Genomic DNA, 12,097 nt, shown 5'->3' with positions numbered 1-12,097 from the left:
TCGCTGCAGAGTAATATTCCTCCGGTGTTAAATATCCATTAGTCTCATATAATCGCTGTCTGTTATAAAAAATCTCAACATATTCACCCAGCTATATAAAGCCAGCCTTCTTTTGTCCATAGATAGGTTATGTCGCTGACCATTTTCATATTGGGTTTTTCTGCTGAAAACTGACGGTTTAAAATATTCTCCGCCACTGGCAGGTGATGGTTTGAATTTGTTCCGGACTTAATTTCCCACTACCTGGGAAGGGAACTTCAGGCTTCTCACGAAATTTTTTTTAACCAACCATGTAGCGTGTTAGTGTTTACACCTAACTCTTTTGCAACCGAGGCTATGGAACCTTCAGAGGATTCCACCCGTTTAATGGCTTCCATTTTGAATTCTGAACTATATTGCTTTGCCATCTTTTATGACCCCTTTCAACTTCTATTATACTTGTGTTTCTAATGTCCATCAAAAAAAAAATACATGCTCTACTCAATTTAATTAGCTACCCGTAAATCAGAATTATTGATTTACGGGTTTTATTTTTTATCATTGTCAGTATTTTGTACATATTATATCTATTTTTTTATTTAAAAAAACAAACTATTTACTAATATCCTGAAGGAATTTACTTACTGCTGTGGAATATTGTTTTAGAAAATTTTATCATTTTTATTTATAAATTATGGCGGGAGGTGTTTAAAAGACTGACAGGGGATTGGTTTTGTTTAATGTTTAGTTAACGAATGAGGAGGGGTAAAATGAAAAAACATTTTAGATTAGCCGCCTTGCTAGTAGCCCTAGTCATGCTAGCCGGATTGGTTAGTGGATGTGGCGGCGGCGGAGAAGAAAAGAAAGCAGCCGATGCCAATGAAATCGTCATTGGTGGTAACCTTGAATTGAGCGGTCCTGTTGCTACCTTCGGTACAGCCATGAAAAATGGCGCCGAGATGTATTTTGAAGAAGTAAATGCTGCTGGTGGAGTTCTTGGAAAGAAAATTAAGTTTAATGTTATGGATAATAAATCAGATGCAACAGAAGCTGCGAACGTAGCAACTCGCTTAATTACCCAAGACAAAGTAGTAGCAGTAATGGGTGCTGCAACTTCCGGCAATACCATGGGTTTTATGCAAGTGGCTACAGATAACAAAGTTCCCATTATCACTCCCTCTGGTACTGCCTTGGAAGTAACCGTTGATCCTAACACTAAAAAGGTTCGCGACTATGTTTTTCGTACCTGCTTTATCGATCCTTTCCAAGGCATTGTAATGGCTAACTTTGCCACTAACGATTTGAAAGCTAAGACAGCTGTTCTTTATGTTGATAACCAGTCTCCCTATGCCAAAGGTCTGGCCCAGTTCTTTAAAGATTCCTTCATTAAACAAGGTGGCAAAATTGTTGGTGAGGAAGCCTTTATGCCAGAAGACCAAGATTTTAAAGCAACTTTAACAAAAATAAAAGGTTTAAATCCAGATGTAATCTATGTTCCTGCTTATTATGAGCCAGTAGGTAAGATCGTTAAGCAAGGTAGAGAAATTGGTATTACAGTTCCCTTCCTGGGTGGCGACGGTTGGGATTCTCCTAAATTACCGGAAATTGCTGGTGGTGCAGCCCTAAACAATACCTATTTTAGCAATCACTATTCATCTCAGAAAGATGACCCTGAAATTAAAGGTTTTGTCGAAAAATATCAAGCAAAATTTGGCCAAGTTCCCGATACTTTTGCAGCCCTTGGTTATGATACTGCCGTATTATTGGTAGATGCCATCAAGCGTTCCGAAGACGCATCTCCTGAGAAAATAAAAGAAGCACTGGCCAATGCCAAGGATGTGCAAGCTATAACTGGAAAACTGTCATTTGATGAGAACCATAACCCCATAAAAGGTGCTGTTATCCTAGAAATGAAAGATGGCAAACAAGTCTATAAAACCTACGTACAACCTTAAGGAAACCAAGCCTAAATAAAAGATAGTGAGGGAGTCTCACTCCCTCACTATCTTTTTAAGCAACTCTAAAACAACTGATAGAGGTGGCCGCTTTGGAAGTTTTTTTTCAACAATTGATTAACGGTATATCCCTAGGGAGCATCTATGCCCTCATAGCACTGGGCTATACCATGGTCTATGGTATAGTTCAATTAATAAACTTTGCCCATGGTGATATTTATATGGTGGGTGCCTACCTTGGCTTCTTTGCCACAGCCATCCTAGGTTGGTCTTTTATACCTGCATTATTATTGGCCATGATTGTCTGTGCTATTCTAGGGGTCGTCATAGAAAAGCTAGCCTATAAACCGCTGCGTAATTCACCTAGAATTGCCGCCTTAATTACCGCCATTGGTGTTTCATTATTTCTAGAGTATGGCATGATGTTGCTAGTAAAACCAGATGTTCGTACCTTTCCCCAGGTGTTATCTGAAGTGCAATATAAGCTGTTTGGTAATTTGGTAATTACAAACAGACAAATAATTATTTTAGTTATTACAGTTGTTCTAATGCTGTTATTACAGTACATCGTTCACAAAACCAGAATGGGGAAAGCAATGCGTGCAGTTTCCTATGATAAACAAGCAGCGCAGTTAATGGGTATCAACGTTAATAATACAATTTCCTTTACCTTTGCCATAGGTTCCTCCTTGGCAGCTGCAGCAGGTGTATTGGTAGGCATTTACTACAATGCCATTAACCCGTTAATGGGTATTATGCCAGGTTTAAAGGCCTTCGTAGCTGCTGTTTTAGGTGGCATTGGCATCATCCCCGGAGCTATGGCTGGTGGATTTTTGTTGGGTATTGTGGAGGCCATGGTCAGCGGTTATGGTAAATCCTTGTACCGTGATCCTGCTGCCTTCATCATTCTAATTATTATCCTCATAGTCTTGCCCGCCGGCTTGTTTGGCAAGAATGTCCGGGAGAAAGTGTAGGTGATGTTGATGTTTAAGCGAAATCTAGGCAAACAAATTGTTATTTTTATGGCCTTGCTGGCTATTTGGGGTAGCGTTTATTTATTAATCCAAACCGGCATTATCAATCCCTTTTATGAACTTAACCTAATATTAATCGGTATCAATATTATTCTAGCGGTGAGCCTAAACCTAATTAATGGTTTTAACGGACAGTTTTCCATCGGTCACGCTGGTTTTATGGCTATCGGAGCCTATGGGGCAGCTATTATTACTATCAAAGCAGGACTACCCTTCCCTGTGGCTCTTTTATTTGGGGCAGTTGTTGCAGGAATTTTCGGTATTCTGGTTGGTCTGCCTACCTTGCGTCTACGGGGTGACTACTTAGCAATTGCTACCCTTGGTTTTGGAGAAATTATTCGCGGTGTCATTGTTAATATTGACTACATCGGCGGTGCCTATGGCCTTTCCGGCATCCCTAAAATGGCTAATTGGACTTGGGTGTTCTGGTTAACTGTATTAACGGTAGTAATTATTACCAACTTTATAAATTCCACCCACGGCAGGGCAACTGTATCCATTAGGGAGAATGAGATTGCCGCCGAGGCCATGGGCATAAATACCACTAAATACAAGGTTATGGCTTTTACCATTGGTTCATTTTTTGCTGGTCTTGCTGGAGGATTACATGCCCATTATTTCTATACCATTCAGCCGGGTACATTTAACTTCCTTAAATCCTTTGATATTTTGGTAATGGTTGTTTTGGGTGGGCAAGGTAGTATTACTGGTTCGATTATCGCTGCCATTGGCCTTACTATTTTATCGGCCTCTCTACAAAGTCTGGTTTCTCTACGTTTGGTTATTTACGCCTTGTTATTGATTATCATTATGATATTTAGACCCCAAGGTCTCATGGGCACCAAGGAATTTAGTTTGAGTGTGTTTGGCGAAAAATCGAAGGATAAGGGGGAGAAACAGCATGGCACTTCTATCGGTCAGTAACCTGTCCATATCTTTCGGTGGCCTAAAGGCTGTATCAAATGTAAATTTTGAACTGAATAAAAATGATTTAGCAGGTCTCATTGGGCCCAACGGGGCAGGTAAAACTACACTTTTTAACATGCTTACAGGAGTATACCTGCCAACTAGCGGAGAGATTTGTTTGGCTGACAAGAATCTGGTTGGTTATAAACCTTATCAGATCAATCAGAGAGGGATCGCCCGAACCTTTCAAAATATACGACTCTTTAGTGACCTATCAGTCATTGATAACTTAAAAATAGCCTATCACAGTCATGCTAAATATGGTTTAGTCAGTGCCATCTGCAGATTGCCAGGGTTTTATGCTGGTGAAAAAGAAATGCATGAGAAATCAATGGATCTACTAAAGATTTTTAAATTAGATCATAAATATGATGATTTAGCTAAAAATCTGCCCTATGGCGAACAGAGAAGACTTGAAATTGCTCGGGCCATGGCTTGTGAGCCCCAGGTGCTTCTCCTTGATGAACCGGCGGCTGGTATGAACCCACAAGAAACCAATGATCTAATGGAACTAATTCAATGGATACGTAAGGAATTTGACCTTACCATTCTTTTGATTGAACATGATATGTCCCTAGTTATGGGTGTGTGCGAAAAAATATATGTACTGGATTACGGTCAAATCATTGCTATGGGAACTCCGGATGAGATCAAGAATAACCATCGGGTAATCGAAGCTTATCTTGGAGAGGAGGCCTCCTAATGCTCAAAGTTGAAGATGTACACGTATATTACGGTGCAATACATGCCATTAAGGGTATTTCCCTGGAGGTACCTCAAGGTCAAATCGTTACACTTATAGGTGCTAATGGAGCAGGAAAAACATCTACCCTTAATACAATTTGCGGCTTTATAAAACCTAAAACAGGAAAAATTTTTTTTGAAGGCAAAGATATTACCAACCTAGCTACTCAAGATATAGTTAAGCAAGGTTTAACTCAGGTTCCCGAGGGACGTAGAATCTTTGCCAACATGCCAATCTATGAAAACTTAGAACTGGGAGCCTATCTTAATAGAAACAAAAAAGAAGTAGCCCAAAGAATGGAGAAGGTTTATGCAAAATTCCCCAGACTGCTGGAAAGAAAAAATCAGTTAGCTGGAAGTTTATCTGGTGGTGAACAACAAATGTTGGCCATGGGACGGGCACTCATGTCTAATCCGCGCTTACTACTATTGGACGAGCCATCCATGGGTCTTTCGCCAATCCTAGTAAAAGAAATTTTTTCCATCATTAAAGAACTTAATGAACAAGGAACAACAATTTTACTAGTAGAACAAAATGCCAAGATGGCGTTATCTATAGCCCATAAAGGCTATGTAGTTGAAACTGGTAGGATTGTACTTGCTGGTGAGGCTAAAGAACTGCTTGAATCACCGGAAGTTAAAAAAGCATATCTTGGTGGGTAGTGACATACTTCATCATTGTTAAGCATTTGCTAAAGTTAAACCAATGATTTAGTCTACCTAGATTAAAAGGTTAGACAAAATAACCATTCCTATGTCTAATGTGTCTAATATAAAATTCCATAGTTAGTTGACAAGAACTAAAATGATGTTGTAAAATTTAAACAATAACTTCATAAAACCTCACTTTTAACGGGTGAGGTAGAGGTGCGATATTCAACAGTCTTTAGTGAAGTTTGAGAAGCGTTGATACTAAGGAGAAGGGGATGTCGCCGAAGCTGATAATATTCTCAGTATTATTAGCTGGGTCTGCAGTTAAGAGTTGCAGGACTGTCTCAATAAGCTTCCCGGTTTATTGAGTTGTGCTATCTCATTTGGGAAAAGGTAGGGGATTGGGAGCAACTATACCTATTGCGGCCTGAGTTCACCTCAGGCCTTTTTGTATTTAGTAAATGCTAAACAATGGAATAAACCCCTATAAACATTGACATTAGCTTTTTAGTTTCAAGGTACATATTAAACTAAATTTAATTAGGAGGAGAAGTGGTCATGAAGAAAAAAATTTCAATATTAATCGCAATGTCTCTTGCAGTCATGTTGCTATTAACAGGATGTGGATCAGGTGGTAGTTCAGAAACAAAAAAAGAAAAAACAGGTGGAACATTTAAGGTAGGTCTTGAGTGTGGATATGCACCATTCAACTGGACTCAAATGGATGATTCCAATGGCGCAGTTAAAATTGATGGCAATGCTGAATATGCAGGTGGCTATGATGTAGAAATTGCTAAAAAGATTGCCAAAGGTCTAGGAAAAGAATTAGTTATTGTAAAAACTGAATGGGATGGCCTTGTTCCAGCATTAACTTCAGGTAAAATTGATGCAATTATCGCAGGTATGTCACCAACTGCAGAACGTAAAAAAACAATCGACTTCTCAGATATCTACTATAAATCTGATTTAGTTATGGTTGTTAAAAAAGGTGGCAAGTATGAAGGAGCTAAATCTATCCAAGATTTCAATGGAGCAAAAGTAACTGCTCAATTAAATACTTTCCACTATACAGTAATCGATCAAATTAAAGGTGTTGCCAAACAACCAGCTATGGATAACTTTCCAGCAATGAGAGTGGCTCTTGAATCAGGTATTATTGATGGATACGTCTCAGAACGTCCAGAAGGCGTTAGTGCTTCAACGGCTAACCCAAACTTTGCCATGGTAGAATTTAAAGAAGGCTTTACTACATCAGATGACGATACTGCAATTGCTGTAGGTATTGCAAAAGGTAGTGAATTAACTGAACAAATTAATAAGATCCTGGCAGGTATCTCTGAGGAAGAACGTACACAAATTATGGATAGTGCCATCAAGAATCAACCGGCAGCTAAATAACAATAATTTAAAACCGGGTGCATTCAAAATGCACCCGGTTTTATAACGTTATTAAAGGAGGAGAAAGATGACCTTTGAGTGGATAGTAAAAATTATTTCAGACTACGGTCCAATGTTCATTCGTGGTGCTGGTGTGACACTCTTAATTTCTATCATTGGTACTATTGTGGGTTTTATCATCGGTTTATTAGTAGGAATTATACGTACTATTCCAATGCCTGAACGCGGTGGCAAAAGAGTCACTATTAAAATTATTAATGCAATCTTATCTGCTTATATAGAATTCTTCCGTGGCACACCAATGATTGTACAAGCCATGGTAATTTATTATGGTTCCGCTTTAGCATTTGGCGTGGATATGAATCGGTTAGTTGCAGCAATCTTTATCGTATCTATTAATACAGGGGCGTACATGTCAGAAATTGTTCGTGGTGGTATTATTTCTATCGATAAAGGACAATTTGAAGCAGCTCATGCAATAGGTATGAATCACGTTCAAACGATGTTTAATGTTATAATACCACAAGTAATTCGTAATATTTTACCAGCAACAGGCAATGAATTTATTATCAATATCAAAGATACCTCTGTACTTAACGTAATATCTGTAACGGAATTATTTTTCCAAACAAAATCAGTTGCAGGAAACAACTTCAGGTATTTTGAATCATTCTTTGTTGCCTGTATTATTTATTTTATCATGACCTATACAGTAACAAGAATTTTACGTTATTTTGAAAGGAAATTAGATGGTCCAGATGATTACATTTTGTGTGGTAATCAAATGCAATTAGAAAGACCTGAAGATATGCTGCGTAAGACAAAAAATAATTAGACGAAGGAGGAGAGAAAATATGGAAAAAGTAATTGATATTCAGCATTTAAGCAAATCCTTTGGAACCCATGAAGTATTAAAAGACATTAATTTTTCGGTTAATAAAGGAGAAGTTGTCTGTATCATCGGTTCATCGGGATCTGGCAAATCAACTCTTCTTCGTTGTGTTAATCTTTTAGAAAAACCAAGTGGTGGTCAGATTATTTATAATGGAGAAAATATATTAGATGATAAGCATGATATCTATGCCTACCGTACAAAGTTAGGTATGGTATTCCAGCAATTTAACTTGTTTAATAATCACAATGTGTTAAACAACTGTGTCGTAGGACAAATAAAAGTACTAAAACGTTCCAGAGAAGAAGCCGAAAAGGTAGCTATGAAGTATTTAAAAGTTGTTGAAATGGATAAGTTTGTTAACGCAAAACCTAAACAGTTATCAGGTGGTCAAAAACAACGTGTAGCTATTGCAAGAGCACTTTCTATGGAACCAGATGTGATGTTGTTTGATGAACCAACATCAGCCCTTGACCCGGAGATGGTAGGAGAAGTTCTCAAGGTTATGAAGGAACTTGCTGAAACTGGTCTTACCATGTTAATCGTAACTCATGAAATGGGGTTTGCCAAAGAAGTATCTGACCGTGTGGTATTTATGGATAAAGGAGTTATTGCAGAAGAAGGAAGTCCACAGCAAATCTTCAATAATCCTTCACAAGAACGAACAAGGGAATTCTTAAAACGTACCTTGAATCAGATGTAATGTATTTGTATTTGTACATTACTCAGGGCTGGAAACTGCTAAGTGCTTAACAGTTATTTTCAAATATTTGAAAGAAAAAGGAATGGTATAGGCCATTCTTTTTTTTGTTGTTCGACAAAACCATTTTTATGCTTTTCATGGAAGACTGTCCCGTTTGAGAGATACTGGATGTAACAAAAAACTTTTTGTTTGCAGTTGTTATTTGTAAATCAGCTCTTGTACATTCTAAACAATATGATAAAATTTATATTATATTTAATCATGAAAATGTATAAAAATACATAAATTTAATACTTCTTATTCAATGTAGTAAAGGAGAGTATACTATGCCGAAAAGAACAGACATAAACAAGATTCTCATTATTGGGTCCGGTCCTATTATTATTGGTCAGGCCTGTGAATTTGACTATTCTGGAACGCAAGCCTGCAAGGCCCTAAGAAATCTAGGTTATCAGATCGTTTTGGTTAATTCCAATCCAGCTACAATTATGACTGACCCAGGAATTGCAGATGCAACCTACGTGGAGCCTCTAAACGTCAAAAGTCTTACCGAAATCATCGTAAAGGAAAGACCGGATGCTGTTCTGCCAAATTTAGGTGGACAGACAGCCCTTAACCTTTGCTCAGAGCTTAACCAAAGTGGTATCTTAAATCAATATGGAGTTAAAGTTATTGGTGTTCAGATAGACGCCATAGAACGTGGCGAGGACCGTATTGCCTTTAAAGAAACCATGAGTAGACTTGGTATCGAAATGCCTCGTAGCCAAGCAGCCTATAGTGTTGAGGAGGCTGAAAAAATAGCCCAAGAGCTTGGCTATCCGGTTGTTATCAGACCCGCCTATACTATGGGTGGTACCGGAGGGGGTCTTGTCTATAATGTCGAAGAGCTTAGGACCATTGCTAATCGCGGTATCGCTTCCAGCATGGTAGGACAAATTCTAGTTGAAGAATCCGTACTCGGTTGGGAGGAACTTGAGCTTGAGGTTGTAAGAGACAGTAAAAACCAGATGATTACTGTTTGTTTTATCGAAAATATTGATGCAGTGGGGGTACATACCGGTGACTCCTTCTGTGCTGCCCCTATGCTTACCATCAGCCAGGAACTGCAGCAGCGATTACAAAAGTACTCCTATGCAGTTGTGGAAGCCATAGAGGTTATTGGGGGCACCAATGTTCAGTTCGCCCATGATCCTAAAACAGGCAGGGTTGTCATTATCGAAATAAACCCACGTACTTCCCGTTCCTCGGCACTGGCTTCCAAGGCTACTGGCTTCCCGATCGCTTATGTATCTGCCCTACTTGCGGCTGGTCTTACACTTGATGAAATTCCTTACTGGAGGGATGGAAGTCTAGAAAAATACACTCCTTCAGGAGATTATGTGGTTATTAAATTTGCCCGCTGGGCCTTTGAAAAGTTCCCTGGTGCCCAGGACAAACTAGGGACTCAGATGCGTGCAGTTGGCGAGGTTATGAGCATTGGTAAAAACTATAAGGAAGCTTTACAAAAGGCCATTCGTTCGCTGGAAATCAATCGTTACGGCTTGGGTTTCGCTAAGAATTTTAACCAGTATTCCCTTGATGAATTGCTCTCCATGCTTACTGAACCCACCAGTGAGCGCCAGTTTATCATGTATGAGGCCCTGCGTAAGGGTGCTCCAGTGGATCAGCTATATAAGATGACCCATATTAAACCATATTTTATTGAGCAAATGAAAGAGCTTGTTCTTCTGGAAGAGGAAATACTAAAGTATAAGGGTGGTAAAGTTCCGAATGATCTGTTAATAAAGGCTAAAAAAGATGGTTTTGCTGACCGTTATTTAGCAATGCTTTTAAACTTAGCTGAAGCAGAAATCCGTAAGGCAAGAGCTGGTTTGGGTATTGTAGAGGGCTGGGAAGCAGTTCCTGTAAGCGGGGTTGAAAATGCATCCTACTATTTTTCAACCTACAACGCTCCAGATAAAACTTCAGTAAGCGACAAGCCAAAGGTGATGATTCTTGGAGGAGGTCCTAACAGAATTGGTCAGGGAATTGAGTTTGACTACTGCTGTGTTCATACAGCCTTTGCTCTAAAAGAGCTAGGCTATGAAACAGTTATGGTTAACTGCAATCCGGAAACTGTTTCCACTGACTATGATACATCTGATAAGCTGTACTTTGAACCACTTACAGTGGAAGATGTTTTAAGCATTTATCAGAAGGAAAAGCCACTGGGTGTAATCGTTCAGTTTGGTGGTCAGACTCCCCTCAATATTGCAAGGGAACTCGAACAGGCCGGTGTAAAAATCCTTGGAACTTCCCAAGAAACCATTGACTTGGCGGAGGACCGTGATAGGTTCAACAGCATGATGCAGAAGCTGGGTATTCCCATGCCGGAGTCAGGTATGGCAGTCAATATCGAGGAAGCCATTGACATCTCTAAGAAAATTGGTTATCCATTAATGGTTCGTCCGTCCTATGTTTTGGGTGGCCGGGGTATGGAAATCGTACATGATGAGGATATGCTCCGCAGGTATATGGCAGCTGCAGTAGGAGTTACTCCTGAAAGACCAATTCTTGTAGATAGGTTCCTGGGACATGCCATTGAAGCAGAGGCGGACGCAATTTCCGATGGGAAAGATGCCTTTGTTCCGACAGTCATGGAGCATATTGAATATGCTGGTGTTCACTCAGGAGATTCAGCCTGTGTAATTCCACCCGTAAGTATATCAGAGGAACACCTTAACACCATTGTGGATTATACCAAGAAGATTGCTAAAGAAATGCAGGTTGTCGGCCTTATGAATATGCAGTATGCAATAGCCGACGACAGGGTTTATGTGTTGGAAGCCAATCCAAGAGCATCCAGAACGGTTCCTCTTGTCTCAAAGGTATGCAATATCCCCATGGCTCGCATAGCAACAGAAATAATCATGGCTGACTACGCCGGAAAAAAATACCCCATGGGTAGCCTTATTAATAAAAAAATCCCCCATTATGGGGTGAAAGAAGCAGTTCTACCCTTTAATATGTTCCCTGAGGTGGACCCGGTTTTAGGTCCGGAAATGCGCTCCACTGGAGAAGTATTGGGAATGGCAGATTCTTTCGAGCTTGCATACTATAAGGCTCAGGAAGCAACACAGGTGTCACTGCCTACCTCGGGAACTGTGCTTATTAGCGTAAACGATAATGATAAATCTGATGTTCTTGAGGCAGCAAGGGAATTTTCAAAAATCGGCTTTAAAATCAGAGCAACAGAAGGAACCTGCAAATTCCTTGAGATAAATGGAGTCGACTGTGAGAAGATTAAAAAGGTCTTTGAAGGACGTCCCAATATAGCAGATAGCATTGCAAATAAGGAAATAAATCTTATAATCAACACACCACGGACTAAACTCAGTGAACTTGATGATTCCTATATCCGTAAAATAGCCATCAAGCATAAGGTTCCATATATCACCACCATGACTGCAGCCTTGGCAAGTGCAAAGGGTATTGCAGCCTATATAGAAAATAGTTTGTCAGAGTCTAAGAAAAAATCCTTACAAGAATATCACTCAGATATTACTACACTAAATATCCCAGGCTAGTATCTTCTGGCTGAATAGGTCCAAATGGTGATGCATGTTTAATTTAGGTTGATTTGCGATAGTTCAAGGTGTTAGAATAAACTGCATAGGCATGGTACTGGAAACCCCTGACCCAATGGTTAGGGGTTCAGTGCATATGTTAGTATTCCATATTTTATTTCTAACAACAAGTATGATATATTTAAGTAAGGAAAAAGGAATTTAGGAGA

At 39.4% G+C, this 12,097-nt stretch carries 10 protein-coding genes, 1 pseudogene and 1 riboswitch; of the genes and pseudogenes, 9 read left to right on the top strand and 2 right to left on the bottom strand.

The window, feature by feature from the left end:
• Positions 1 to 89 precede the first annotated feature (89 nt).
• Both DRED_RS19795 and DRED_RS19790 read right to left on the bottom strand, forming a co-directional pair.
• A pseudogene (locus tag DRED_RS19795) lies at positions 90 to 221 on the bottom strand (IS3-like element ISDha6 family transposase); the annotation flags it as partial.
• Between the two features lie 45 nt (positions 222 to 266).
• Complete coding sequence (locus DRED_RS19790; RefSeq protein ID WP_083755172.1) at positions 267 to 407, bottom strand: transposase; 141 nt, start codon at positions 405 to 407, stop codon at positions 267 to 269.
• Positions 408 to 749: 342 nt separating this feature from the next.
• Here DRED_RS19790 and DRED_RS11955 point away from each other — a divergent pair, with 342 nt between their 5' ends.
• The 9 genes from DRED_RS11955 (at position 750) to carB (ending at position 11,888) form a co-directional block, all read left to right on the top strand.
• Positions 750 to 1,934 (top strand): ABC transporter substrate-binding protein, encoded by a 1,185-nt coding sequence (locus tag DRED_RS11955; RefSeq protein ID WP_011878555.1) that lies wholly within the window; start codon positions 750 to 752, stop codon positions 1,932 to 1,934.
• A 92-nt stretch (positions 1,935 to 2,026) separates the two neighbouring features.
• Complete coding sequence (locus DRED_RS11950; protein ID WP_011878554.1) at positions 2,027 to 2,908, top strand: branched-chain amino acid ABC transporter permease; 882 nt, start codon at positions 2,027 to 2,029, stop codon at positions 2,906 to 2,908.
• Positions 2,909 to 2,911: 3 nt separating this feature from the next.
• On the top strand, positions 2,912 to 3,892 hold the full coding sequence (locus DRED_RS11945) for a branched-chain amino acid ABC transporter permease (RefSeq protein ID WP_011878553.1): 981 nt from the start codon (positions 2,912 to 2,914) through the stop codon (positions 3,890 to 3,892).
• On the top strand, positions 3,870 to 4,637 hold the full coding sequence (locus DRED_RS11940; RefSeq protein WP_011878552.1) for an ABC transporter ATP-binding protein: 768 nt from the start codon (positions 3,870 to 3,872) through the stop codon (positions 4,635 to 4,637). The genes DRED_RS11945 and DRED_RS11940 overlap by 23 nt, the downstream gene beginning before the upstream one ends.
• Positions 4,637 to 5,341: an ABC transporter ATP-binding protein gene (locus tag DRED_RS11935; protein WP_011878551.1), complete on the top strand. Its 705-nt coding sequence runs from the start codon at positions 4,637 to 4,639 to the stop codon at positions 5,339 to 5,341. Before DRED_RS11940 ends, DRED_RS11935 begins: the two co-directional genes overlap by 1 nt.
• Positions 5,342 to 5,532: 191 nt before the next feature.
• Positions 5,533 to 5,714, top strand: a riboswitch (Lysine riboswitch).
• Positions 5,715 to 5,887: 173 nt separating this feature from the next.
• Complete coding sequence (locus DRED_RS11930; RefSeq protein WP_011878550.1) at positions 5,888 to 6,727, top strand: transporter substrate-binding domain-containing protein; 840 nt, start codon at positions 5,888 to 5,890, stop codon at positions 6,725 to 6,727.
• Positions 6,728 to 6,794: 67 nt separating this feature from the next.
• Positions 6,795 to 7,562, top strand: a complete 768-nt coding sequence (locus DRED_RS11925) for an amino acid ABC transporter permease (protein WP_011878549.1) — start codon at positions 6,795 to 6,797, stop codon at positions 7,560 to 7,562.
• Between the two features lie 19 nt (positions 7,563 to 7,581).
• Positions 7,582 to 8,322, top strand: coding sequence for an amino acid ABC transporter ATP-binding protein (locus DRED_RS11920; protein WP_011878548.1), 741 nt, complete (start codon positions 7,582 to 7,584; stop codon positions 8,320 to 8,322).
• A 326-nt stretch (positions 8,323 to 8,648) separates the two neighbouring features.
• On the top strand, positions 8,649 to 11,888 hold the full coding sequence (gene carB / locus DRED_RS11915) for a carbamoyl-phosphate synthase large subunit (protein ID WP_011878547.1): 3,240 nt from the start codon (positions 8,649 to 8,651) through the stop codon (positions 11,886 to 11,888).
• Positions 11,889 to 12,097: the final 209 nt, after the last annotated feature.

Source organism: Desulforamulus reducens MI-1, from assembly GCF_000016165.1.
GTDB classification, from domain to species: domain Bacteria; phylum Bacillota; class Desulfotomaculia; order Desulfotomaculales; family Desulfotomaculaceae; genus Desulfotomaculum; species Desulfotomaculum reducens.
This window is presented reverse-complemented; position numbering and strand designations above follow the sequence as displayed.

Excerpts from the sequence above, each read along its gene's own strand:
- carB (WP_011878547.1), top strand. The coding sequence starts at position 8,649 with ATGCCGAAAAGAACAGACATAAACAAGATTCTCATTATTGGGTCCGGT.
- DRED_RS11940 (WP_011878552.1), top strand. The coding sequence starts at position 3,870 with ATGGCACTTCTATCGGTCAGTAACCTGTCCATATCTTTCGGTGGCCTA.
- DRED_RS11930 (WP_011878550.1), top strand. The coding sequence starts at position 5,888 with ATGAAGAAAAAAATTTCAATATTAATCGCAATGTCTCTTGCAGTCATG.
- DRED_RS19790 (WP_083755172.1), bottom strand. The coding sequence starts at position 407 with ATGGCAAAGCAATATAGTTCAGAATTCAAAATGGAAGCCATTAAACGG.
- DRED_RS11955 (WP_011878555.1), top strand. The coding sequence starts at position 750 with ATGAAAAAACATTTTAGATTAGCCGCCTTGCTAGTAGCCCTAGTCATG.
- DRED_RS11935 (WP_011878551.1), top strand. The coding sequence starts at position 4,637 with ATGCTCAAAGTTGAAGATGTACACGTATATTACGGTGCAATACATGCC.
- DRED_RS11945 (WP_011878553.1), top strand. The coding sequence starts at position 2,912 with ATGTTGATGTTTAAGCGAAATCTAGGCAAACAAATTGTTATTTTTATG.
- DRED_RS11920 (WP_011878548.1), top strand. The coding sequence starts at position 7,582 with ATGGAAAAAGTAATTGATATTCAGCATTTAAGCAAATCCTTTGGAACC.
- DRED_RS11925 (WP_011878549.1), top strand. The coding sequence starts at position 6,795 with ATGACCTTTGAGTGGATAGTAAAAATTATTTCAGACTACGGTCCAATG.